Here is a 23,246-nt window from a genome sequence, read left to right on the forward strand (position 1 = left end):
GGATTCATACTGAGTGCCTAATAATCTATTAATCACGCAAGATTGATCTAGCAGCGAAAAAAATTGGAGGGAAATTAATAACAGTTCCAACCAAAATATTGATAAGGATGGAGATTCATTTTGAAAAAATTAGCCGGAAAAAGAATTGCTTTAGTAGGGCATCGCAAGAATGAAGAATTAAGTAAAATTATTGAAAATCTTGGAGGAATCCCGCTTGTACGCCCTGCCCAGGGCACCGTTATTCTTGATGATTCGAATGTTGAATCAGACATAAAATCTTTAGTAACAGGAAGCTTTGATTGGATAATCTGTACGACAGGTATAGGTATGGATACACTTTATAACCTTGCAGGAAAAATGGGTTATGAGCGAGAATTTGTTGAAGCTTTAAGGAAAGCAAATATCGCAGCCAGGGGTTACAAAACCGTTAATTTTCTAAAAAAACTGGGGATCACACCGGTTGTCCGCGATGATGATGGAAGTACAGCCGGGTTATTAAGGCAGCTTGCCGTTTATAATTTGCAGGGATGCAGAGTAGCTTTGCAATTACATGGGGATCCTGCTCCGTTGCTTATTCAATGGCTTGATGAGCAAGGGTGCGAGTATAGGGAGATTCTTCCGTATAAACACATTCCTCCGAAACCTGAAGTGATGGAACAATTAATCTCTGAAATATTGAACGGGGATATTGATGCTGTCAATTTTACAAGTAGACCGCAGGCCAGGTTTTTCATGAGTTATGCCCGGGAAAAAGGTGTCGAGCAAGACATTCTAAAGGCTTTCGCTGATAATGTTATCGCTGTTGCGGTAGGAAAAGTGACCGCTCAAGCTTTAAAAGAAGAAGGCATAGAACGGATAGTCGTTCCTGAATATGAACGTATGGGAAGTGCAATCATGGCCCTGGCACAGTATTATCATGAAAAAAGGGGTCTGGCTCCATCATCGCATTAAAGTGTTAAAGTAACGAGGATCGGACTCCTTTAATAAAAAAACACATTTCCGATAAACTTTATATGAAAACTTTATTGACATCACGAATAATTATGTTATTATTTTTAATAATCAGACTTATCAAGAGCGGTGGAGGGAATTGGCCCTATGAAACCCGGCAACCTGCAATTTATGCAAGGTGCTAAATCCAACAAAATGTAAATCATTTTGGAAGATAAGGTTAATGTCAATACTTTACCTGATCAATCTTTCCAAAATGGAAAGATTTTTTATATTTAATAGTTTTATATTTTCTAAACATTATTCGCTTAGCCACGATGTCAAATATCAGCGTCTGGCCAGTTTTCAACCTTGAAAAAGACTTGCTCATTATCTTGCGAAAAGCATGATTTGATAATGTGGTGTTTTGGCAGCTCGAGGCCGCGTCGATCCTGCTAAGGAAGACAAAAACGGCTTCACAGGCAAGCCAGCAAACAGCTGCCGGAGCAAACCAAGGCGCTTGAACATTTCTTAATTGCAACTAAATATGAAATACCAAGCTGACTAGACAAACTAGAGGCGGTATTAACGATGATCAATGATGATCTATTGTTAATACTGCCTTTTTTATTGGAGGCAGTTAAAATGAGTAATTTATTGGTTTACGAAAATTTTGATGAGTTTACCCCTGTTGATTTTTCAATTGATAATGAGACAAAAGGGGCTTTGGAGGTTTTGGAGTGGGCTTATTCCCACTATGGAGATGAATTGGTATATGCCTGCAGCTTTGGGATAGAAGGAATTGTTATGATTGATTTAATTTCAAAAGTTTATGAGCAGGCAAGGGTAGTTTTCTTAGATACTGATCTTCATTTCAAAGAGACGTATGAATTAATAGAAAAGGTAAAAAACCGGTATCCACGATTGCGGATAGAAATAAAAAAGCCGGCGCTTACACTTGAAGAACAGGCTTTACAATATGGAGATAAATTATGGGAGAGAGATCCGAACAAATGCTGTGAAATAAGAAAAGTGATCCCGCTTAATGAAGTCCTTACGGGGGTATCCGCCTGGTTATCGGGCTTAAGAAGGGAACAGTCTGAAACAAGAAAGAACACTCAATTCATTAATAAAGACAACAAATTCAAATCGATAAAAATTTGTCCGCTTATCCATTGGACATGGAAGGATGTTTGGCGCTATGCCCATAAAAAAGGGCTGCCATATAACATTTTGCATGATCGAGGGTACCCGAGCATTGGGTGTGAAAAATGTACACAGCCGGCAATAAATGAAGCTGATTTAAGGTCGGGCCGCTGGAGCGGGAAAGGGAAAACTGAATGCGGGCTGCATGCATGAGGCCGAAGCAAACATAATGATTTCATCATTTGTTCTCGTTTCATTCCAGAAAAAAACACAATTGGGGGTATTAAAAAATGACATTAAGCAAACCGCATGGGGGAACATTGGTCAACCGTTGGAACCCAGATTACAATATTTACGATATTGATAAAGAAATTGAATTGGACGGGATTGCATTAAGCGATCTGGAGTTAATCGGTACAGGAGGCTATAGCCCGATAGAAGGGTTTTTGACACAAAAGGATTATGACTCGGTTGTGGAAGAAATGCGTCTTTCAAACGGAATTGTATGGAGCATTCCGATTACACTGCCGGTGACAGAGGATCAGGCTAAAAACATATCAATCGGTGAAGAAGTAAGGCTGGTGAACAATGGGATTTCGTACGGAGTAATAAAGGTTTCCGATATTTATGAACCTGACAAAAGGAAGGAAGCATTGGCTGTATATCGAACTGAAAGCGATGAGCATCCCGGGGTTCAAAAACTGTACAGCAGAGGCAACGTTTACATCGGGGGAGAAATCCAGCTAGTAAAAAGAATTGAACGCGAAAAGTTTCAGGAATTTTATCTGGATCCCAAAGATACGAGAAAGGTCTTTCAAGAAAAAGGATGGAATACAGTTGTCGGCTTTCAAACAAGGAATCCGGTTCACAGGGCCCATGAATATATCCAAAAATCGGCACTTGAAATTGTAGATGGGTTATTGTTGAATCCGCTCGTTGGTGAGACAAAGTCCGATGATATCCCTGCTGATATAAGGATGGAAAGCTATCAGGTTTTGCTTGACCATTATTACCCTAAAGACCGAGTATTCCTATCAGTATTTCCGGCTGCCATGAGATATGCCGGGCCAAGGGAAGCTGTATTCCACGCACTTGTAAGAAAAAATTACGGTTGTACCCATTTCATTGTAGGCCGGGACCATGCGGGTGTAGGAAACTTTTATGGAACGTATGATGCCCAAAAGATTTTCAGCAACTTCACGGAAGAAGAACTTGGAATCACTCTTTTATTCTATGAACATAGCTTTTATTGCAAGAAATGCGAAAACATGGCATCAACGAAAACATGTCCGCATGATCAAGAACATCATGTCATTTTATCCGGAACAAAAGTCAGAGAGATGCTGCGTAACGGGGAAATCCCGCCAAGCACTTTCAGCCGGAAAGAAGTGATAGAAGTGTTGATTAAAGGAATGAAGAAAACAGCGGTGCAAGTTTAACGAAAAAAGGAGGGCTCATATTGGCTGAAAAAAGTTCAAACGTTGTATGGCATGAATTATCTATTACAAAAGAGTTTCGAAGGGTGCAAAACGCTCATCACAGTTTTGTCATTTGGTTTACGGGACTGTCAGGCTCAGGAAAATCGACAGTGGCGAATGAATTGGCAAAGGAGCTTTATAAAAACGGAATCAGCAACTATGTGCTTGATGGCGATAATATCCGCCATGGTTTAAATAAAGATCTTGGTTTTTCAGAGGAAGACAGAAAAGAAAATATCCGCAGGATCGGGGAAGTGGCAAAATTATTCGTAGACAGCGGCCAGGTTGTTTTGACGGCGTTTATTTCACCATTTAAGGAGGATCGCAAGCTCGTCCGAAACCTCCTGGAAGAAGATGAATTTATTGAGGTTTACGTTAAATGTCCAATAGAAGTATGTGAAAACCGCGATCCTAAAGGTTTATATCAGAAAGCGCGAAATGGATTGATAAAGAATTTTACCGGCATTGACTCTCCGTATGAGGAACCTGAAAATCCGGAGATTGTACTTGAAACAGATCGTTATTCAATTGAGGAATGTGTCGAGCAGTTAATCACCTATTTAACGAAAAGAAATTTCATTTAAGTTATTAAGGGGGATAAACAATGGCATACGAAAAAGTTTGGAAAGATAATCCTAACCTTAATAAAACAGAGATTAAAAAGCTTAAAAAGGACGGCCTAAAGATCTTTGATGATATTCCGTACTATGCCAAGAACGGTTTCAGCTCGATACCACAGGAAGAATGGGATTTGTTCAAGTGGGCGGGGCTGTATTTGCAGAGGCCGAAAGAAGACGGCTATTTTATGATGCGTGTTACCATTCCGTCGGGTATTTTAACGAATGAGCAGGCGGTAACCTTGGCGAATATCGCGAAAGATTACGGCCGGGGAGTCTATGATATTACAACAAGACAAGCAGTACAATTTCACTGGTTGACGATTGAACAAATTCCTGATATTTTTGACCGTCTTAAAAAAGTCGGCTTGTCTACGGCGGGTGCTTGCGGGGATATAACAAGAAACATTGTCGGAAATCCTCTTGCAGGCATTGATCCTGATGAACTGTTCGATACAAGAGATATTGTAAGGGAAGTTTACGAGTTTTTCCAATTCAATGAGGATTTTTCAAATCTTCCGCGTAAGTACAAAATTTCTATCAGCGCAAATGTATATAATTCTTCCAATGCTGAAATTCATGACCTATCATTCGTTCCTGCTTATAAAGAAATAAACGGCGAAAGAGTAGCCGGCTTCCACGTGAAAGTTGGCGGCGGCTTATCTTCCGTACCGAAGCTGGCAGAGACACTGGATGTATTCATAACACCGGATCAAACATTAAAAGTAGCTATAGCGGTCACAACCATTTTCCGTGATTATGGCTATCGTGAAAAACGACATCGTGCGCGTATGAAATTTCTTGTCGCAGATTGGGGTCCTGAAAAATTCAAGGAAAAGCTTTTGGAATATACTGGCCCGCTTCCGGAAAAAGGTGAAGATGCGGTGAAAGGATGGAGCGCCGGGTACTATTATGGGGTTCACAAACAAAAGCAGGCCGGCTTGAATTTTGTGGGAGTCAATATTCCTGTCGGACGTTTAACTCCTGATGATGTACTCGAATTTGCTCGTTTATCGAAAATCTATGGGAATGGGGAACTTAGAAACTGCAATTCTCAAAATCTGATTATTCCGAACATACCTGATGAAAATATTGACGCATTATTGAATGAAGATCTATTTAAAAAATTCCCGATTTCCCCAAATAAAGTGGTCGGCTATTCCGTTTCATGTACCGGAATCGAGTATTGTAACTTGGCTCTGGTGGAAACAAAAGAAAGAATGAAAAGGATTGCCGAAAATTTGGATAAGGAAGTGGATCTTGACGTTCCTGTCCGCATTCACATGGTCGGCTGTCCGAATTCTTGCGGCCAGCGGCAAATTGCAGATATCGGGCTGCAGGGAATTAAGATGAAAAACAAAGACAAGGTTATGGTTGAGGCGTTTGAAATTTTTATCGGCGGTACGCTGAATAATGGAGGAAAATACAATGAAAGGTTAAAGGGCAAAGTTGAAGCGCCTCAGCTTGAGTTTATTTTGAAAGAGCTTCTGTTGTATTTTAAAGAAACGAAGCTGCCGGGTGAGACTTTCTATGATTATGTTGAAAGGGTTGGAACTTCTCCGCTGCAGGAAAGACTGGATTTGCTTTTAAGCAGTGTAGCAGTTTAACCATTGAAAGGTGATTGGCTTATGAATTTGTACCGGTTTGAAGTCACGCTTAAGGGTAATGAGGTCATACACGTCGTCATCGCAGCCGAAAACGATGAAGATGCATTTCGCCTTGTCGATGTAGAGATAGAAAAGCACTTTTTGAAACTACCCGATATCCAGGATATTTCGTTATATGAAAGGAAAAAAATTCGAAAAGGAAATGGGTTTGTATTATCGCGTCTAGAAACAGCTTAAGCAAGCGGGAAGGGTGAAGAAAATGGGGAAAGTTTACTTGGTTGGTGCAGGACCTGGTGATCCTGAGCTTATTACACTAAAAGGGTTGAGATGTATCCAAGAAGCAGATGTTATTTTATACGATCGATTAATTAATAATGAATTGCTAAACTATGCCAAACCGAATGCGGAATTGATTTACTGCGGTAAACTGCCAGGTTTTCATTTGCTGCAGCAAGAGACAATTAACCATTTTCTTGTGAAGTATGCAAAAAAAGGAAATATTGTGACGAGATTGAAAGGCGGGGACCCATTCGTTTTTGGAAGGGGCGGAGAGGAAGCGGAAGCTCTTGTGAAATATGGGATACCGTTTGAAATCGTACCGGGAATCACTGCGGGGATAGCGGCGCCGGCATATGCCGGCATTCCCGTAACACATCGGGAGTACGGGTCGTCATTTGCCTTTATTACAGGCCACCGAAAAAGCGGAGAAGAAGACAGACATAAGTGGGATGCACTTGCAAAAGGAATCGATACTCTTGCCATCTATATGGGGGTGAAAAATCTTCCTTATATCCAGCAAAAGCTGCTTGAACATGGGAAGAATCCTAATACACCGGTAGCATTCATTCATTGGGGAACGTTCCGTGAACAAAAAACGGTTGTAAGCACTCTTGAATCTGCCGCAGACACTGCTGTAAAGGAAAAAATTGAAAATCCTTCTCTTATCATTATTGGAGAGGTTGTCAAGATGCGTGAGAAAATCAGCTGGTTTGAGCAGATGAATATTGGTGAAAAACTGCTTGTAAGCGAGGGAGTATAATGGAAGCGATTCTTTATATCTGTCATGGAAGCAGGGTGAAAAAAGCGTGTGAGCAGGCCATTGATTTTATAAAAAAATGTATGGCCCAAAATCCTGTTCCCATTCAAGAGTATTGCTTTCTTGAACTGGCAGCTCCCACGATCGAAGAAGCATATGAAAGGTGCGTCCAAAGAGGCGCCGCTAAGATTATTGTTCTTCCTGTCTTGCTGTTGACTGCCGTCCATGCAAAAGAAGATATTCCAAACGAACTTGAACGAATCCGAAAACGATTCCCAAACGTGGAAATGGTATACGGCAGACCAATTGGCGTTCACCACCATATGATTGATATTTTGATTGAACGGCTTCATGAAACAAAGGAAAACTTGTGCGAGGATTCCATGGTTCTTTTAATCGGAAGAGGAAGCAGCGATCCGGACGTAAAGCGTGACTTGACCCAAATCGCACAGCTGCTAAAAAGGAAAGCTGGATTAAACAGGGTAGACACATGTTATTTAACAGCAGCAAAACCCGGTTTGGAAGAGGCTCTTTTTACTGCAATGCAGAGCAGCTATAAAAAAATATTCATCATCCCATATTTGCTCTTTACAGGAATATTGATGAATACCATTGAAAAAACCATTAAAGCTCGCTTCGCTGATGGACAAAAGGAATATATATTATGCAATTATCTTGGATACCACCCGTTGATCGGAAACATATTGAAGGATCGTTTTACTGAACTTTCGGGAGGCAGCGACAGTGTATCCAATTATGCTTGATATGAACAATAAATTATGTGTTGTCATTGGCGGCGGGAAAATTGCTTATCGTAAAGTGGTTCCATTACTCAAAGCAGGAGCAAACATCCATATCGTAAGCCCGGAAATATGCGATGAGATAAACAAGCTCTGGACTGAAAAAAAGGTAAAAGTGTTCTTAAAAGAAGTAGAAAAGGCTGACTATGAACATGCTTTTATGATTATTGCGGCGACAAATTCGAAAGAAATAAATGAACATATATACAAAAACACAACGGAAAACCAGCTGGTTAATATCGTAAGCGACCAAGAAATAGGGAATTTCCACATACCTGCTTCTGCAGTAAGAGGAAGACTTGTCATAAGTGTTTCAACTGGAGGGGCAAGTCCGACTCTTGCGAAAAAAATAAGAAATGATTTACTCGATCAATTTGATGAATCGTATGAAGGGTATCTTGATTTTTTGTGGGAATCCCGAAAGAAAATCAAAAACAGCAGTATACCCCAGACAATGAAATCTAATCTGTTAAACGAATTGGGAGACGAAAAATATAAAGACTTCGAGTCCGAAAGAAACCGATTCATGGCCCGTCTGAAAGATGTGTTAGTCGATTGAAAACAATGCTAAGCAAGTTTGTCGGGCCTTTTTAAGAATAGAAAGGAACATTATTTTATTATATACTTTTTTGACTATAAATTAGACTAAAAACATCGGAATAGGAGGAATAAATGAAAAAATTACTTGTACTAGCTTTTATCGGATTTATCGCACAGTTGATAGATGGCTCATTAGGAATGGCTTATGGAGTTTCGTCCTCAACACTTCTTCTGGCCTTTGGCATCGCTCCGGCTGTGGCATCTGCTTCTGTTCACATATCCGAAGTCGTAACGACTGCAGCATCGGGGATTTCACATATCAAGTTCGGAAATGTTGATCGGAAAATGGTGTTTCGCCTAACCATCCCTGGTTCCATCGGGGCCTTTATCGGAGCCTGTTTCTTAAGCAATTTGCCGGGTGCCTTAGTAAAACCATATGTTTCAACATTTCTTTTGATTCTTGGTGTCTATATCATCCTCCGGTTTTTGTTTTTGTTTAAACCCGCTGAAGACAAGGAGTCTCCACCGCTGCCATATAAACAGTCGATCCCTTTAGGACTGATTGCAGGGTTTGCGGATGCTACTGGCGGGGGCGGTTGGGGACCGATTACGACGCCCATTCTTTTATCTAAAAAAGGGATGACGGCCCGAAAGGTTATTGGAACAGTAGATACAACAGAGTTTGCTGTTGCCGTATCAGCTTCTTTAGGTTTTATCATATCTCTTGGTTGGGACACAGTGAATTGGATTTGGGTATGTGCTTTGATGTTAGGAGGAGTTTTTGCTGCACCGATTGCAGCTTGGCTAGTCAAGGCCATGCCGGCACAGATGATGGGAGTTTTTGTGGGAGGATTTATAATTTTGGTGAATGCCCGAACTTTACTATCTGCCTGGCTGCCGAATTCTTCTGAATATTATTCTCTTATTTACGGCATTATTTTATTTTTATGGGGAACAGCTTTAATTTTCTCAGCCAAAAAATTAATCAATGGAAACAAAAATAATCTAGTAAAAGGTTCGTCCATCCAAAGTGATAAAAGAGCAATCTGAGTCCTAAATCGGGGCTCGGGTTTTTTATTTTTTATAAATACATGAAAAAAGCTGGCAGGATGCCAGCTTTTTGATTATTTGTATACTGTTACTTTTACTGTTTTCACGCCCCATTGGATGGCTTTTGCTTTTGAAGGCATAAATACATCAATTCTGTTGCCTTTTATTCTGCCGCCTTTATCAGCTGCAACTGCATAGCCGTAACCTTCTACATAAACCTTTGAACCTAGCGGAATAACCTTTGGATCAACTGCAATTGCTTTAATCGAAGGGTTTTTCTTTAAATTTAAACCGGTGGCCGTTATTCCACTGCAGCCTTTGCATGTTGCTGTATAAGCAGACGCTTTTACGGTGATTGTTTTGTAAGCTGTTTTATTGGCTGAAGCCCTTTTTACAGTAGATTTCGCTTTCGTTGTCGATCCTGAAATCTTTAAAACTTGATTTGGCTTGACTGTATCGCTTTTAAGATTGTTCCAGCTCTTTAACTGGCTGACAGTTACTTTATGTTTTTTTGCTATGCTCCAAAGAGTGTCGCCATTTTTTACTTTATATGTACCAGAGGCAGAAGCTGTACCTGAAATACCGAAAACTAGAATTATTGATGAAGCAATATAAAATAGTAGTTTTTTCAACTTACTAAAACTCCTTTGTTAATTCTCCTTTTTTTTCGTATACATAGAATAACAAGAAAATATAACAGTAATGTTTCAATGTATTAGTAATTATGTTACAAAATGAAGACATAGGTTTGCTGATTGTAATAAAGGGTATAGATTCTTACAAAACCCGGCTTTTTTCGAGTTAAATAGACTTGAAAGTAAATCATTTGACATTTATTTTAATAAAACATATAATCACAATTGAAGCTAGCTATTATTAGCGCGTTTTATTATTAAACCGCTTTCAAAGCTAGTAAACTATAAGGAGCGTGGTACCTGAACTGATTCATCCCATGTTATACTTATATGTTTCCGATCGTCATGGCGAAATCGTTCTATCAGTCACAGAAGCCCGTGTAAAAAGAAAATTACTAATAATCAACAGAGAGGTGCTTAAACGTGTTACGAGATAAAGATTTACAATCAATCCAAGAAGTAAGAGACTATCTTGAACAAGCAAAAACAGCTCAAGAAATCGTTGCAAAAATGACTCAAGAAGAGATCGACAAAATCGTTGAAAGCATGGCAAATGCGGGAAGAGAAGCAGCAGAACGATTGGCTGCCATGGCAGTAGAAGAAACAGGTTTTGGTAACGTTCCTGATAAAATTACAAAAAACTTGTTTGCTTCAAATGACGTTTACAACTCTATCAAAGATGTGAAAACAGTCGGAATTATTAATCGGGATGAAGAAAATAAAGTTTGGCAAGTGGCTCATCCTGTAGGGATCGTTGCAGGAATCGTTCCATCTACAAACCCGACTTCCACAGTTATTTTTAAATCATTAATCTCTGTTAAGGCTGGAAATGCGATTATCTTCAGCCCGCATCCAGGTGCTGCAAAAGCTACAGCAGAAGCTGCAAAAATCATGCAAGAAGCAGCTGAGCGCGCTGGTGCTCCTAAAGGTTTAATTTCTTGCATCACTCAACCAACATTGGCTGCAACAAACGAGCTAATGAAACATAAATTAACAGACGTTATTCTTGCTACAGGCGGTCCTGGTATGGTTAAAGCAGCTTACAGCTCTGGAAAACCAGCATACGGCGTAGGTCCTGGTAACGTTCCTGTCTACATTCACGAAAGTGCAGATGTAGCAAAAGCTATTGAACTAGTTATTGAAAGTAAGACTTTTGACTACGGAACAATCTGTGCTTCCGAACAAGCTCTTATTGTTGATGAATCTATTAAAGAAAAAGTTGTTGCTGAGTTAAAACAACAAGGCGCTTACTTCTTGAATGAAGATGAAAAACGTAAAGTTGAATCCGTTATCATGGTAAACGGTGCATTAAACGCTAAAATCGTTGGTAAAGCTCCACAAGTGATTGCGGAAATGGCTGGAATTGAAGTTCCTGCAGACGCAAAAGTACTTGTTGCTGAAGAAACTGGAGTGGGTAAAGAATATCCATTCTCAATCGAAAAATTATCTCCAACTCTTGCACTCTATACAGTGAAAGGTATGGAAGAAGCAAGTGCTATTGCTCAACAAATGCTTGATTTGGGCGGTCTAGGTCATACAGTTGGAATTCACGCTCAAGACGAAAAAGTTATTGAAGCGTATACAATCAATAAACCAGCTGGACGTATTATTGTAAATGCTGGTACAACATTTGGTGCAATTGGTGCTACAGTAAATGTAATGCCATCCTTAACTCTCGGATGCGGTGCAATGGGTAACAACGTTACATCTGACAACGTTTCAGTATATCAATTGTTCAACATTAAACGCGTTGCATTTGGCGTCCGTGAAATGCCAAAAAAAGATGAGAGCGCTCAAAAAGAACCAGCTCTAACAAAATAAGAAAGCAAAAATGTAGCAGTCCTACCACAAACCCGGTTTATCACCGGGTTTGTGGTTTTTTATTTATCAACGGATCCTTCTTCTTTAATACATTAACACTTTAACACAGCGCGGGCCAGACCCTCAATACATTAACGCTTTAACGCAGTGCGGGCCAGACCCCTCCTTACATATGCCGCGATATTTTCTCTTCTTCGATTTATTCATTATATTGTCTCCTTATCAAACAGATTGATGAATGTAAATCGGACATTTTTTTGGGAGAATATGCCTTTCAGAAAAGTGGATAACGGCTTTATCGAGTGGTTACGTTAAACATGTGGGACGGTGATGATAATGATTAAACTGCAGCTGGTACGAAAGCAAGAGAGTATGCCTATTGCTGATTTTCGTCCGCTGGACACTTGGGTAATGCAACCGCTATTCTCAAACGATTCCCCTTGAGTGAAAACAGTTTTATACCATATATAATTCCTTAATAACAAGGAAATATTAGTTAAAATATTCCGAGTAAGGAACTTAGAGCTTAATAAGCGACCCTTTCCACTCAGTTAGAAGATGAATCGTCTAACGAATAATGATAAAGATCAATCAGCCAAAATGACTGAATAGATAAGCATTAGCATTAGCATATAGAAGAAAGAGAGAGGTGGCGTTCATTATGATAAGAGATAAAGATTTACAATCCATCCAGGAAGTAAGGGACTATCTTGAACAAGCCAAATCAGCGCAAGATATCGTCGGAAAAATGTCGCAAAGCGAGATCGACAAAATTGTTGAAAGCATGGCGAATGCGGGTAGATACGAAGCAGAACGATTGGCGGCTATGGCAGTAGAAGAGACGGGTTTTGGTAAAGTAGCCGATAAGGTTGTGAAAAATCTGTTCGCCGCTAATGATGTATACAACGCCATCAAAGATATGAAAACCGTTGGGATTATAAATCGGGATGACCAAAATCGCGTATGGGAAATCGCTCAGCCTGTTGGGATCGTTGCGGGAATCGTCCCATCGACAAACCCTACTTCGACAGCAATTTTTAAATCGCTGATCGCAGTAAAGGGAAGAAATGCAATCATTTTTAGCCCTCACCCGTCTGCTGCAAAATGCACGGCCGAAGCGGTAAAAGTCATGCAAGAAGCAGCCGAGCGCGCCGGGGCACCAAAGGGTTTAATCTCTTGCATTACACAACCGACATTGCCTGCAACGAATGAGTTAATGAAACATAAATTAACAAAAGTAATTCTTGCAACAGGCGGCAGCGCGATGGTAATAGCAGCTTACAGTTCCGGAAAACCGGCATACGGCGTAGGACCTGGAAACGTACCATCCTATATTCATGAAAGTGCGGATTTAGCAAGAGCTGCCCGACTTATCGTTGAAAGCAAGAGTTTTGACAATGGAACGATTTGCGCTTCCGAACAAGCTCTTGTCGTTGATCACTCCATCAAAGAAAAGTTCATTTCCGAGTTAAAGAATCAAGGCGCTTACTTTTTGGATGACAATGAAAAACAAAAGGTAGCCTCAGTTATCATGGTAAACGGTAGGTTAAATGCCAATCAGGTGGGAAGATCTCCGCAGAAAATTGGGGAAATGGCAGGTATTGAGGTTCCGTCCGATGCAAAGGTGCTCGTTGCAGAAGAGACAAATGTGGGCAAAGAATATCCAGTTTCTATTGAAAAATTGTCCCCGGTTCTTGCCTTTTATACGGTGAAGGATAAGCAAGAAGCAAGCGGCCTTTGCGGAGAAATACTCGCATTTGGCGGACTTGGTCATACTTTGGGAATTCACTGTAATGACGAAAAAGTAGTAGAAGAATTCACTTTAGATAAACCGGTTTCACGTATTGTTGTAAATGGTGGTACGACGTTTGGCGGAATAGGCGCCACTACGGGAATATTCCCATCTTTGACACTGGGATGTGGTGCTATTGGTAATAACATCTCGTCTGATAATATTGGGGCTAAGCATATGATCAATATTAAACGAGTGGCATATGCGATCCGTGAGATGCCGAAACAGGAAGAAGTTTCGCAAAAGGAACCTGCACTCACTTAAAAATAAAGCAGGACAGTAACAATTAATGAGGCTGACCCATAAGTGTCTGGCTCCGTCTGCAGTTATTAAATATCGAATTGACCATATTATGTTTTCAATATTTAGTAACTAAGGGGGCCTGGCTCTAAAGTTTTGGGTCAGCCTTATTCTTATGACCAATTCATATTGCTTTGTATTCGGTATTTGCACAAGAACGAGTAGTTGGGGATTAGTCATTCCTCATACTTAATTCTTAGCGGTGGCCTAATTGCCGCAATGCTTCCTCGCTCATTCGCTACGGTGTCCAAGGCGGATTCCAAGTAATTTGTGCATCGACATCTTTAATCCCCTCAATGTCCGGTAGCGCCCGTTTCACACCACCATTTCCCCTTTCGAAAGTGATGAGTATATATACAACGAACCGTGATTTTTATCACTTCAATAGTGAAGCTGAGCTATTATGATGTAAATATAAAATTTAAAATATCAAGGAGGCATTTTTTGTGAGTCAATTTGCAGCAAGAATTAATGCACCTGATTTTGAACCGCGTGATCGGCACCCGGCAATTTTCCGTTTATTTGATAGTTTAAAGCCTGGAGAAGTAATGGAACTAACAAATGATCATGATCCTCGCCCGCTTCATTATCAATTTATGATGGAACGCGAAGATCAATTTACGTGGGAGTATTTAGAAAAAGGTCCGGAAACTTGGAGAGTGGCTATTGGGAAGAAATGACACGAATGAAGAGATTCCTGCTTAATAGGCGGGAATCTTTTTCTGTTTTGTTTACAGTTACAATGATGAATTTATGAGTAACCGAAGTAACATATTGATCGTTTATTGAAGCCGATGACAGGAAAGATGTTGTTGCTTGACGATTGTCGAGTTGTTTGTACAAATTTTTTGGAAGATAAAATCATCAATATAAATAATGGACAGGTATTTGACAATTTTATGACATGATAGAATATTGTGATGTGAGTCACATGGACGCCTCCCCTTATGTTTTACAATGAAGACGAGGAGGGAGAATTCTTGAGAGGCTTTCATGAAAATCCGTTTATTGTTATATGGGAACTAACACGGGCATGCCAGTTGAAATGCCTTCATTGTCGTGCAGAAGCGCAATACCATCGCGATCCGCGCGAATTAACGTTTGAAGAGGGAAAAAAGCTGATTGACCAAATTTACGAAATGGATCAGCCGCTTCTTGTATTTACAGGTGGAGATCCATTGATGCGTCCTGATGTGTATGATATAGCAAAATATGCGATTGATAAAGGATTGCGTGTTTCGATGACGCCAAGTGCGACGCCGAATGTGACGAAAGAAGCGATTAAGAAAGCAAAAGAAGTCGGTTTAGCGCGTTGGGCGTTTAGTTTAGACGGACCGAATGCCGAAATTCACGATCATTTTCGCGGCACAAGCGGTTCATTCGACTTAACCATAAAGGCGATTCAATATTTGCATGAACTTGAAATCCCTGTGCAAATTAACACCGTTATATCCCGGTATAATGTTCACGTGCTTGACGAAATGGTCGCACTCGTAGAAAAACTGAAATGCGTGCTTTGGAGCGTCTTTTTCCTTGTACCAACGGGACGCGGCAAAGAGACAGATATGATTACACCGGTTGAACATGAAAAAGTATTTAAATGGTTATTTAAAACAAGCAAACGAGTGCCGTTTGATATAAAAACAACGGCAGGACAGCATTATCGCCGCGTCGTGCTGCAGGAAAAAATGCGCGAGAACAAAACGAGCGACGAAAAGATCCGCTATGAAGATGTGCTTATGAAAGGGTTGACTGGACAAGTGGATGGCCTTGGACGGGCGCCAAAAGGAGTAAATGACGGCAACGGTTTTCTCTTTATCTCACATATTGGAGATGTATATCCCAGCGGATTGCTGCCGGTAAAAGCAGGTAATGTGCGCGAAACACCTCTGGCGGATATTTACCGTCATTCACCTATTTTCCAAGACTTGAGAAACCCGGACAAGTATAAAGGAAAATGCGGCGTTTGTGAGTTTCGTTTTGTTTGCGGCGGCTCACGTTCACGGGCATATTCGGTAACAGGAGATTATTTGGAAAGCGAGCCTTTTTGCGTGTATATTCCAAAGGTGTTAAGAAAGAAAAAAGAAAAATGAAATGAATGAAAAGGGGTGGCTATCATGAAACCGCTTTTGCCAAAACAACACGGTGCCTGGGCGATGTTGATTATCCCGTTTTTATTAGGGGCTTATTATGGGGGTTTTTCTTGGCTTCATATTCCGCTATTTCTCGGGTGGTTATTGTTATACTTAGCAACTTATCCGTTTTTTATGGCAATTAAAAATAAAAAAAGAAGACAATATTATTTGAGATGGTTTCTAGCCTACTCTTTTCCAGCTGTGGTATTGTTACTCATCCCGCTAGCAAATCATTTTAGCCTTTTATATTTTGGCTTTTCTATGATGCCGTTTTTTCTGATAAATATATATTATGCAAGTAAGAAAAATGAACGGGCTTTGCTTAATGATCTTGCGGCCATAGCTGAATTTTGTATAGGAGGGCTTGCCAGTTTTTATGTAGGAGATGGAGAGCTAAATCTAAGAGCGGCAGAAATCTTTAGTTTTTGTTTTCTGTTCTTTACTGGAAGTTCTTTTTATGTGAAAACCATGATAAGAGAAAAAAAGAATGTGGTGTATAAATGGGCATCTTGGGGGTTTCATTTACTGTTAATCATTGGATTATTCATAATGGGTTATCCATTATTAGTAATTGCGTATTTTCCAAGTGTGATAAGAGCAATATACCTCTACGGAAAATCTATATCGGTGCTGAAACTCGGTGTATTAGAAATTGCAAATTCCGTATATTTTCTTTTAACGTTATTATTTATTCTCTAATATTTTTAATACCTTAAAGAGGCTGTCTCATAATGGTCTGACCTCATGTGCATTTATCAATATATAGCACATTCATCCAACATTATGTCCTATATATTGTGTTATTGGAGTCTGATCCTTAGGCTTTTGAGACAGCCACTAAATTTTTTCTAAATCGTTTTTGCAAGCAACTAGCAAAATAGTTTTATATCGAGCTATTACTTGCTTTGCAAAAGTCGCCAATTTTAGCGATTTTAATATCCGCTTTCATTAATGCGGAAGAGATGTACTTTGCAAAGTCTATCGCATTTTCTCCATCTCCATGGATACAAATCGTATCGGCTTGAATCGAAACATCAGTTCCCTCCAGCGATTGTACTTTTCCTTCTTTTACCATTCGTATTACTTGGTTGACAGCAATTTCATAATCTTTTATGATAGCATTCGATTCACGTCTAGGAGTTAAAGAACCATCTTTTTGGTATGTGCGATCGGAAAATACTTCACTGGCAGTACGAAGTCCGATTTTTTTTCCTGCGTTCACAAGCTTTCCTCCCGCTAATCCAAAGAGGATCAATTCAGGATCAACCTTGTAAACGGCTTCGGCAATCGCTTCAGATAGGAGAGCGCTCTTAGTGGCCATATTATATAATGCACCATGGGGTTTTACATGTTGAAGCTTTCCGCCTTCGGATTTTACAAATGCATATAAAGCACCGATTTGATAGACAACTAGTTCGTAAGCTTCCTGCGGAGAAATATCCATATTTCTTCTTCCGAATCCAGCCAAATCCTGAAGCCCGGGGTGCGCCCCAATCCCCACATTTTTTTCGAGTGCCAACCGGACGGTTTTCCGCATGGTTGACGGGTCACCTGCGTGAAACCCGCATGCGATATTTGCGGATGTTACATAATCGAGAATTTCTTCATCTTTTCCTATTTTGTATGCACCAAAGCTCTCTCCCATATCACAATTTAAGTCGACAATATGCATGCTTCAATCCCCCTGCCTAAATTTCAGAAAAATTCCTTGCTTCAGTTGCTGTATTTTTCTTTCCCTTTCTAATAAAAGGTGTTGAGCTTCATCGCGGGAAATTTCTGTAAACTTTATTGAATCTCCCGGTTTCGCTTGTGCCATCAATGGCAAATCAACTGTTGCAATTTGACCGATTTTAGGGTAACCGCCTGTCGTTTGCCGATCAGCTAATAGAACAATTGGGTTCCCATCAGATGGAACTTGAATTGTTCCAAAATTAACTGCTTCCGATATCATTTCTGCAGCATTTTGTAATGTCAGTTTGGGTCCTTTTAATCGATATCCCATACGATCCGATTGAGCTGTAACCTCAAATGGTTCATGAAAGAGCTTATTTTGGCTCTCTTTCGTAAATAAATGGAATTGTCTTCCCTTCATTACACGAATTGTAGATTTATTTTGGTGCATGGGAATTAAATCAGCGGCCACGGTCCACTCCATTTCTACAAATTGTTGGTTTGCAGATTTTTTCCCTAGATGTTCAATGATTCGAGTGGAAAGATCGCTGGGGGAGCCGAACTCCAGCTGATCACCTGCTTGTAATGCACGTCCGTTAAAACCGCCAATTTCTGCCCTCAGGTAAGTGGATTTACTATTCATGATCGTTGGAATTTTAAAGCCTCCGGAAACAGCAAGATATGCCCGACAGCCGATCTTACACGGTCCAAAACGCAATATGCTTCCTTTTTTTACAAAAACGGATCGCCATAATCGAACAGATTTTCCATCGATTGTTGGGGATAAATCACCGCCGCAAATGGATATAAGTGCATTTTTTTTGAATTCAATCGTTGGCCCAAGCAATGTCAACTCAAGGGTTGGTTCATTTTCTTCATTTCCTACTAATAAATTGGAGATTCGATGGGAGAATTGGTCCATCACACCGCTCACAATTATTCCATATTTTTGAAAACCAAATCTTCCTAAATCTTGAACAGTTGTAAGGAGGCCCGGCTTGATGACTGTAATCATCTTTCGTCTTCCTCCATTTCTTTGTATTCATTATAGCTAATCGGTACAAATTGTATTTTATCTCCCGCCATTAAAAGGCTTGGAGGTTCTTCATTAGGGCGAAACAACTTTAGTGGAGTCCGTCCGATAAGCTGCCATCCTCCTGGTGTTTCGATTGGATATACACCTGTTTGCTTTCCCGCAATTCCAACCGATCCCGAAGGTATTTTTAACCGGGGAGTTTCTCTTCTCGGTGTAGCAATTTTTTCAGACATGCCTCCAATATAAGGAAAACCGGGAGCAAAACCGATCATATACACTAAATAATCACTGCTTGAATGAATATCAATGACTTCCTCAGTCGTTAATCCGTTAAAGGCTGCAACATACTCTAAATCAGGGCCGAATTCACCGCCATAGCATACCGGTATCTCAACAACCCGTGGTTTGATTGTTTTATCGGTCTTTAATCTTGCTAATAACTGCTGCAACTGTTCACATACATAGACATAAGGAAGGATTTTATAATTAAGTAGATTCGATGTTTTAACAGGATTATAAAAAACAGTTACAGTGGTAAATGCCGGTATGTATTCGATCATCCACTCGGGAGGGTTATTATCCAAAATAGAGGTAATCATTTTTACTTTTTGTTGTGTCTCTATGTTTATATCTTCTCCAAGTTCGATAATGACTGCATTATCACCTAATGGATGTAAACGGTATTCCATTCTTACATCTCCTGTCTTTATTATTTGTAATAGAAGATACCGTTGATAAAAGAGTAATATTGAATGATTTATAAAATAGAAAGAATTCACACTTATCGGTATTGTGGTAAATGAAAGAGAGTGATTATTGCAATAATTTTCTGAATTATACACATCTATTTTTCCTATTACATAAATAATAGCAGTGGAGCTTTCCCTTCGTTAAGCTTTTTTTATGGAAAAATTAATCCAGTTCATTCCATTTCGGGCCGGCCTCCAGTGCGTTAACGCTTTAAAGTGGAGCGGGCCAGGCCCTCAGTGCGTTAACGCTTTAAAGCGGAGCGGGCCAGACCCTCCGTGATGGGGGACTGGCCCTTGATAATTAATTATGAAGCTTTCATATCAATTTGTTCTGTTGTGACTCTTTTCTTGCTGAATTGGCTTAAAGCGATTCCTATACCAGTACCTGCAAGCGCCGGAACGATCCATTCTAACCCAACGGAGGAAAATGGAAGAATATTTCTCATCGTTTGAATCGGACCCAAGTCCAAACCAAAAGCATTTAATCCGCTAATCACGGCAAATACTCCGGTAAATAACATGGCGCTTCTGTATACTTTTTTCGTATCCTTAAAGAACTTGCTAAAGAAAGTAAGTATGATTAACACAATTGTTAATGGATATGCCGTGACAAGGAACGGAACTGATACTTTCAGTATTTGGTTTAATCCCAGATTTGATAACAAGAATCCTACAAGAGTAACCGCTAATACGATTGATTTATAGCTTGCTCTTGGAACAAGTTTTGAAAAATATTGGCCGCATGCTGTAGTTAATCCCACTACTGTTGTGAAACAAGCTAACGTAAAAATTAAGCCAAGCAACGCTGTGCCGCTTTGTCCCAATAAAAGTGTTGAAGCAGAGGACAGGATGTCTGCACCGTTTTCAAACGATCCGTTTGCAGCCATTTTTCCTCCAATCCATCCAATGCTGACGTATACGAGTGCAAGCAATACCCCTGCAATCATACCGGCTTTCAACGTATATCTAGTTAATTGCTTCTCTTCGCGTACACCTTTCTGTTGAATCGAGTTGAGAATGACAATTCCGAAGGCTAATGCTGCCAGGGCATCCATTGTGTTATATCCTTCAATGAAACCTTTTGAAAAAGCTCCATTTTGATATGCTTCTGACGGTGTTTGAAGCGGAGAGTCAAGCTTCACAAAACCGACTGCACACAAGACGACCATCGATAAAAGGAGGATCGGAGTGATCCAACGGCCCATGTATTTTTCCATTTTAGCAGGGTTTAAGCTTATTACATAGACAAGAGAAAAGAAAACAGCACTATATAAAAATAAGAACAAAGATGAGTTCCAAGACTCGTTAAGGAATGGTTTCACACCCATTTCATATGCAACATTCGCATTTCTCGGAATGGCCAAAAACGGTCCGATACTTAAATAAACGACAACCATAAAGACCGTACTGAATACTGGATGAACACGATTTCCGATCGTTTGTGCACCGCCCTTTACAAGGGAAACAGCTAGTAGCACGACAATTGGCAGTCCAACGCCGGTAAGGATGAATCCTGACATGGCCTGCCAGTAGGAAGTGCCTGACTGTGCTCCTAAGAAAGGAGGGAAGATCAAGTTTCCAGCTCCAAAAAACATTGAAAATAACATTAATCCAATAACTAAGGTGTCTAATTTTTTCAAAGTAATCTCTCCTCGTATAGTATTTTTAGAATAATAAAAAACTCGTCCCTAAAATAGGGACGAGTTTGTGCTCGCGTTACCACCCTAATTCCGCAGCTTACGAAAATAAGCTTGCGGCTCTCAGTCAACGTACAATTATACGTGGTCCATTTTAACGGCGGACAGCCCGTCAAAGCCTACTGGATTTCAGCTTTGCATCTCAGAGATGATCTTCGGACAAGGCCTGGACATCGGCTTTCACCAAACGCCGACTCTCTGTGGAACAGGGATCCTATCTTACTCTTCTCGTCATCGATTTTATTTAAAAATAATTTAACAGAGGAAAATCATTATGTCAATATTTTTTGACAGTTAAAATAATTGAATCTAATTTTAGTGAAATTTTATGTTTCATTTTTTTCACTACAACTTAAGAAAGCTGTATGAAGCTTTTATTTAAAGGAAATCACTGAAGCAGGGATTCAATTGTGATAAAGTAATAGAAAAATGATTCACGGGGAGCGAGGATGAAAATGAGGCTTTCTGATTTTGAAGAGTACATGGATGAGGTTATACTTGAAAGAGGGCTTGATTACTATCATAATGGTCGAGTCATACATATAGAGGATAAGGGTAGAAGCCATTATATTGCCAAGGTCGACGGCTCGGAGATTTATACTGTTGAGATTTTCCTTGATCATGAAAAAATAGTGGAAACTTACTGTGATTGTCCGTATGATTGGGGAGAATATTGCAAGCACCAGGCAGCCGCCCTGTACGCTTTAAGACAGGAGAAAACTCAGAATTCAATAAAGCCGGAACAGAGAAAGAAGACGGCACCTGCACAAAAGCAAGATTTAAGGACGGTTCTTTTAAACTTGCAAAAAAATGAGCTTATCAATATTATTCTTGATTTTTCAAATGAATATACCGAAATTGAAAAGCGGCTTATGTTCAAATATGCACCGGGAAAAGATGAGATTTCTGCCAGCAAAAAACTAATACGTGAATTTATCAATAAATCGAAGAGGAACGGTTTTATTGATTGGCGCAATGTGAATTACGCGGTGCAAGGTGCAGAAATGACGCTTCAAAAAGCACGAAGTAAGATGGAAAGCGGAGATACGGAAACTGCAGTTTTTCTATGTATGGCGGTGTTATCCATTATCGTGGATATGCTTCAGTACAGCGACGATTCAAGCGGTATTGCCGGCTCTTTGATCGAAGAAAGCATATCCTTAATTGACAAAGCGGCAGCTGAGGGAATAGACAAATTAAATAATGCAAAACAAAAAAAGCTATTTGATGCCATCATGAAAGAAGCGCTGAATGATCGTTATGAAGGATGGAGCAATTGGCGTTTTGACCTCTTAAAACCGTGCACTTATTTTTGTAATAACGAAGATTTTCGCAGAAAACTGGAAAACCAGCTGGAAGCCATGTTGGAAAATCTGACCGATACTTCTTGGAGTGCCGAATACGATAAGGAAAATATTAAGCTTTTGCAATTGGAAATAATCGAGCTTTGTGATGGAGGAGAAAAGGCAGAGCAATTTATAAAGGAGAACATTCATTACAGTAAATTCCGTGAAAAGGCAATTGCCAATGCATTTCAAAAAGGAGAATACAATGAAGTAGTGAAGTTCTGTTTAGAAGGTGAAGAAGCTGACAAGAATTACCCCGGTCTTATAAAAAGGTGGAAAGAGCACCGATTTCGAGCGTACGAACTGCTTGGTGATCTTGAAAATCAGCGGGAATTGGCACTGGAGCTTTTATTTCAACAAGAATATGCTTACTACTTAAAATTGAAAAAGCTGTATCCGCATGAAGAATGGGAAGGAATTCTTAAAGGGATTGTTGAAAGGTTTGAAAAACAGCAATATCAGTCGTATGTGTATGAAAAAATTTTGGTCGAGGAAAATTTGACTGCCGAGATGCTGGAATATTGCAATCGCAATATTTACACGATAACGAATCTGTATCCATACATGATAGGCGATTTTTTTGATGATGTTAACAAGCTGTTTGTGAAATATATTAACCAGTCCGCAGAAGAATCCGCAAACAGGCGGCAGTATAAACATGTATGCGACATGATAAAAACTTATAAAAAAGCCTGTGGTAAAACGAATGCCCAAATGCTAATTGAAGAACTAAAACAGAAATACAAGAGACGGCCGGCATTTGTGGATGAATTGGGGAAAATAAGATGATCCACCGGTAAGAGAATTGTTTCTACACCGTAAAATTTTTCAAATAAGACCAACAATTGTGTATGTTGGTC

The 23,246-nt window shown here is 39.9% G+C and carries 21 protein-coding genes, 1 pseudogene, 1 riboswitch and 1 other annotated feature; of the genes and pseudogenes, 16 read left to right on the top strand and 6 right to left on the bottom strand.

Translation table 11 applies throughout. The annotated features are described in order from the left end of the window. Nucleotides 1-120: 120 nt before the first annotated feature. From C0966_RS18280 to C0966_RS18325, 10 genes are all read left to right on the top strand, one after another. Nucleotides 121-951, top strand: coding sequence for a uroporphyrinogen-III synthase (locus C0966_RS18280; protein ID WP_274857103.1), 831 nt, complete (start codon nt 121-123; stop codon nt 949-951). A 114-nt stretch (nt 952-1,065) separates the two neighbouring features. Continuing rightward, nucleotides 1,066-1,172, top strand: a riboswitch (SAM riboswitch). 403 nt (nt 1,173-1,575) lie between these two features. Next, nucleotides 1,576-2,289, top strand: coding sequence for a phosphoadenylyl-sulfate reductase (locus tag C0966_RS18285; protein ID WP_274857104.1), 714 nt, complete (start codon nt 1,576-1,578; stop codon nt 2,287-2,289). Between the two features lie 77 nt (nt 2,290-2,366). After that, entirely contained in the window at nt 2,367-3,515 is a 1,149-nt protein-coding gene (sat, locus tag C0966_RS18290) for a sulfate adenylyltransferase (RefSeq protein ID WP_274857105.1), read from the top strand. A gap of 20 nt (nt 3,516-3,535) precedes the next feature. Beyond that, the gene (gene cysC, locus C0966_RS18295; protein WP_274857106.1) at nt 3,536-4,138 is read left to right on the top strand and encodes an adenylyl-sulfate kinase; all 603 of its coding nucleotides are present in this window, start codon (nt 3,536-3,538) and stop codon (nt 4,136-4,138) included. 20 nt (nt 4,139-4,158) lie between these two features. Further along, a complete protein-coding gene (locus C0966_RS18300) occupies nt 4,159-5,778 on the top strand; it encodes a nitrite/sulfite reductase (RefSeq protein ID WP_274857107.1) in 1,620 nt (539 codons plus the stop codon). A gap of 21 nt (nt 5,779-5,799) precedes the next feature. Next, the gene (locus C0966_RS18305; protein ID WP_274857108.1) at nt 5,800-6,015 is read left to right on the top strand and encodes a DUF3906 family protein; all 216 of its coding nucleotides are present in this window, start codon (nt 5,800-5,802) and stop codon (nt 6,013-6,015) included. Nucleotides 6,016-6,037: 22 nt separating this feature from the next. Further along, complete coding sequence (gene cobA, locus C0966_RS18310; protein WP_274857109.1) at nt 6,038-6,817, top strand: uroporphyrinogen-III C-methyltransferase; 780 nt, start codon at nt 6,038-6,040, stop codon at nt 6,815-6,817. Then, nucleotides 6,817-7,578: a sirohydrochlorin chelatase gene (locus C0966_RS18315; protein ID WP_274857110.1), complete on the top strand. Its 762-nt coding sequence runs from the start codon at nt 6,817-6,819 to the stop codon at nt 7,576-7,578. Before cobA ends, C0966_RS18315 begins: the two co-directional genes overlap by 1 nt. Then, nucleotides 7,559-8,173 (top strand): NAD(P)-binding protein, encoded by a 615-nt coding sequence (locus tag C0966_RS18320; protein ID WP_274857111.1) that lies wholly within the window; start codon nt 7,559-7,561, stop codon nt 8,171-8,173. Before C0966_RS18315 ends, C0966_RS18320 begins: the two co-directional genes overlap by 20 nt. Nucleotides 8,174-8,286: 113 nt before the next feature. Further along, entirely contained in the window at nt 8,287-9,204 is a 918-nt protein-coding gene (locus C0966_RS18325) for a sulfite exporter TauE/SafE family protein (RefSeq protein ID WP_274857112.1), read from the top strand. 74 nt (nt 9,205-9,278) lie between these two features. Here the strand turns inward: C0966_RS18325 and C0966_RS18330 are convergent, their stop codons facing one another. After that, the gene (locus C0966_RS18330) at nt 9,279-9,836 is read right to left on the bottom strand and encodes a LysM peptidoglycan-binding and 3D domain-containing protein (protein ID WP_274857113.1); all 558 of its coding nucleotides are present in this window, start codon (nt 9,834-9,836) and stop codon (nt 9,279-9,281) included. Nucleotides 9,837-10,262: 426 nt separating this feature from the next. Here C0966_RS18330 and C0966_RS18335 point away from each other — a divergent pair, with 426 nt between their 5' ends. Both C0966_RS18335 and C0966_RS18340 read left to right on the top strand, forming a co-directional pair. Further along, complete coding sequence (locus tag C0966_RS18335) at nt 10,263-11,660, top strand: acetaldehyde dehydrogenase (acetylating) (RefSeq protein WP_274857114.1); 1,398 nt, start codon at nt 10,263-10,265, stop codon at nt 11,658-11,660. Between the two features lie 661 nt (nt 11,661-12,321). Further along, nucleotides 12,322-13,716 carry an acetaldehyde dehydrogenase (acetylating) gene (locus C0966_RS18340; protein WP_274857115.1) on the top strand — a complete coding sequence of 465 codons (1,395 nt, stop codon included), beginning with the start codon at nt 12,322-12,324 and terminating at the stop codon, nt 13,714-13,716. Nucleotides 13,717-13,990: 274 nt separating this feature from the next. Here the strand turns inward: C0966_RS18340 and C0966_RS18345 are convergent. Next, nucleotides 13,991-14,077 (bottom strand): annotated as a pseudogene (locus C0966_RS18345) (metal-sulfur cluster assembly factor); the annotation flags it as partial. Nucleotides 14,078-14,198: 121 nt separating this feature from the next. Between C0966_RS18345 and C0966_RS18350 the strand changes: the two are divergent. From C0966_RS18350 to C0966_RS18360, 3 genes are all read left to right on the top strand, one after another. Further along, the gene (locus C0966_RS18350) at nt 14,199-14,432 is read left to right on the top strand and encodes a DUF2249 domain-containing protein (RefSeq protein ID WP_274857116.1); all 234 of its coding nucleotides are present in this window, start codon (nt 14,199-14,201) and stop codon (nt 14,430-14,432) included. A gap of 300 nt (nt 14,433-14,732) precedes the next feature. Beyond that, nucleotides 14,733-15,845: a TIGR04053 family radical SAM/SPASM domain-containing protein gene (locus C0966_RS18355; protein ID WP_274857117.1), complete on the top strand. Its 1,113-nt coding sequence runs from the start codon at nt 14,733-14,735 to the stop codon at nt 15,843-15,845. Nucleotides 15,846-15,869: 24 nt separating this feature from the next. Beyond that, nucleotides 15,870-16,586: a YwiC-like family protein gene (locus C0966_RS18360; protein WP_274857118.1), complete on the top strand. Its 717-nt coding sequence runs from the start codon at nt 15,870-15,872 to the stop codon at nt 16,584-16,586. Between the two features lie 184 nt (nt 16,587-16,770). Here the strand turns inward: C0966_RS18360 and C0966_RS18365 are convergent, their stop codons facing one another. The 4 genes from C0966_RS18365 to brnQ all read right to left on the bottom strand — a co-directional run bounded on the left by C0966_RS18365 (nt 16,771) and on the right by brnQ (nt 20,983). Further along, nucleotides 16,771-17,559: a LamB/YcsF family protein gene (locus tag C0966_RS18365; RefSeq protein WP_274857119.1), complete on the bottom strand. Its 789-nt coding sequence runs from the start codon at nt 17,557-17,559 to the stop codon at nt 16,771-16,773. 3 nt (nt 17,560-17,562) lie between these two features. Then, on the bottom strand, nt 17,563-18,573 hold the full coding sequence (locus tag C0966_RS18370) for a biotin-dependent carboxyltransferase family protein (protein ID WP_274857120.1): 1,011 nt from the start codon (nt 18,571-18,573) through the stop codon (nt 17,563-17,565). Next, entirely contained in the window at nt 18,570-19,283 is a 714-nt protein-coding gene (gene pxpB / locus C0966_RS18375; RefSeq protein ID WP_274857121.1) for a 5-oxoprolinase subunit PxpB, read from the bottom strand. Before pxpB ends, C0966_RS18370 begins: the two co-directional genes overlap by 4 nt. Before the next feature lie 365 nt (nt 19,284-19,648). Continuing rightward, nucleotides 19,649-20,983: a branched-chain amino acid transport system II carrier protein gene (brnQ, locus tag C0966_RS18380; protein WP_274857122.1), complete on the bottom strand. Its 1,335-nt coding sequence runs from the start codon at nt 20,981-20,983 to the stop codon at nt 19,649-19,651. A gap of 52 nt (nt 20,984-21,035) precedes the next feature. Further along, nucleotides 21,036-21,284, bottom strand: a binding site (T-box leader). Nucleotides 21,285-21,489: 205 nt separating this feature from the next. Here brnQ and C0966_RS18385 point away from each other — a divergent pair. Next, entirely contained in the window at nt 21,490-23,175 is a 1,686-nt protein-coding gene (locus C0966_RS18385; protein ID WP_274857123.1) for an SWIM zinc finger family protein, read from the top strand. The last annotated feature ends 71 nt before the right edge of the window (nt 23,176-23,246 follow it).

This window comes from Bacillus methanolicus, assembly GCF_028888695.1.
In the GTDB taxonomy this organism is placed as follows: domain Bacteria; phylum Bacillota; class Bacilli; order Bacillales; family Cytobacillaceae; genus Bacillus_Z; species Bacillus_Z methanolicus_B.

Coding starts and splice junctions, on each gene's coding strand:
- C0966_RS18285 (WP_274857104.1), top strand. CDS start 1,576: ATGAGTAATTTATTGGTTTACGAAAATTTTGATGAGTTTACCCCTGTT.
- sat (WP_274857105.1), top strand. CDS start 2,367: ATGACATTAAGCAAACCGCATGGGGGAACATTGGTCAACCGTTGGAAC.
- C0966_RS18300 (WP_274857107.1), top strand. CDS start 4,159: ATGGCATACGAAAAAGTTTGGAAAGATAATCCTAACCTTAATAAAACA.
- C0966_RS18305 (WP_274857108.1), top strand. CDS start 5,800: ATGAATTTGTACCGGTTTGAAGTCACGCTTAAGGGTAATGAGGTCATA.
- cobA (WP_274857109.1), top strand. CDS start 6,038: ATGGGGAAAGTTTACTTGGTTGGTGCAGGACCTGGTGATCCTGAGCTT.
- C0966_RS18315 (WP_274857110.1), top strand. CDS start 6,817: ATGGAAGCGATTCTTTATATCTGTCATGGAAGCAGGGTGAAAAAAGCG.
- C0966_RS18325 (WP_274857112.1), top strand. CDS start 8,287: ATGAAAAAATTACTTGTACTAGCTTTTATCGGATTTATCGCACAGTTG.
- C0966_RS18340 (WP_274857115.1), top strand. CDS start 12,322: ATGATAAGAGATAAAGATTTACAATCCATCCAGGAAGTAAGGGACTAT.
- C0966_RS18360 (WP_274857118.1), top strand. CDS start 15,870: ATGAAACCGCTTTTGCCAAAACAACACGGTGCCTGGGCGATGTTGATT.
- C0966_RS18365 (WP_274857119.1), bottom strand. CDS start 17,559: ATGCATATTGTCGACTTAAATTGTGATATGGGAGAGAGCTTTGGTGCA.
- C0966_RS18370 (WP_274857120.1), bottom strand. CDS start 18,573: ATGATTACAGTCATCAAGCCGGGCCTCCTTACAACTGTTCAAGATTTA.
- pxpB (WP_274857121.1), bottom strand. CDS start 19,283: ATGGAATACCGTTTACATCCATTAGGTGATAATGCAGTCATTATCGAA.
- C0966_RS18385 (WP_274857123.1), top strand. CDS start 21,490: ATGAAAATGAGGCTTTCTGATTTTGAAGAGTACATGGATGAGGTTATA.